Below are 1,053 nucleotides of genomic sequence, written 5' to 3' on the forward strand. Positions count from 1 at the left end.
TGTGCATGTTCACTAATTCGCTGATCGAATTCATCCTGTTGAGGGAGAATTCTGATGCGAGACAATACCTTTGATCGGACGATCGAGCGGAACTACGTTACGAAGTGGCGGTTCCTGATCGCAGAGTATGAGGAGGTCAAGGCCGGCCGCTCCGCGGCCTTCCGCCGGGTGGGCGACTTCTACAAGCATCACGGCACCTGCTCGCAGACCTTCCGGAAGTACTACAACCGCTATCTGCAGAGCGGTGCGGACGTAGACTTGTTGCCGCAGCGCCGTGGGCCGAAATGGCGTGAGCGGCGCGAACCGGAAGGGATCGAGGCGGAGATCATCGCCTGCCGGAAGCGAGGCATGAACCGATACGAGGTCCATGCCTCCTTGCGTGAGCGGCGGGAAACGGTACCGTCACCATCGACCATCTACCGGGTCTTCAAACGCAATCAGCTCAACCGCCGCACCCCGGCCATGCGTGAGGAGAAACGTCGCATTATCAAGGACAAGATCGGCGAACTCGGCCATGTCGACCTGCACCAGCTGTCCCGGGACATGTTCTTGGTGCCTCCGCCGAGCCCCGCCTTCATCGTCAGCTTGGTCGATAGCTGCTCGCGCCTGGCCTGGGCGGAGGTGCTGACCTCGAAAAAAGCTCTGCCGGTCATGTTCAAGACGCTGAAGATGATCAACACCCTCAACGTCACCTACGGGGTCCAATTTGCCGAGATCCTATCTGACAACGGGGCCGAGTTCGCTTCCCGCAACACCCCTGAAGAGCACCCCTTCGAGGCCATGCTGCTCGAGCTCGGCATCAAGCACCGCTACACCAAACCCTACCGGCCGCAAACCAACGGCAAGGTCGAGCGCTTCTGGCGGACCTTGGACGACGATGTTATCGAGGGCGCAACCTTCGACAACCTCGCTCACTTCGCCAACGAGCTCTTCGAATATATCGTCTACTACAACAACTTCAGGCCCCATCAGGCCCTCGGCGGTAAGTCCCCGAAGGATTTTGCAGCCGCCAAAGCCGAAACTTCTCGATCAGCGAATTAGTGAACATGCACA

1 protein-coding gene is annotated in these 1,053 nt (G+C 58.8%); it reads left to right on the plus strand.

Features of this window, described 5'->3' with window-relative positions:
* Window positions 1-54: 54 nt before the first annotated feature.
* A complete protein-coding gene (locus HYH08_RS37280; protein WP_220014804.1) occupies window positions 55-1,041 on the plus strand; it encodes an integrase core domain-containing protein in 987 nt (328 codons plus the stop codon).
* Window positions 1,042-1,053: the final 12 nt, after the last annotated feature.

The sequence above is a fragment of the Bradyrhizobium sp. BR 10289 genome, assembly GCF_019455385.1.
Lineage (GTDB): Bacteria > Pseudomonadota > Alphaproteobacteria > Rhizobiales > Xanthobacteraceae > Bradyrhizobium.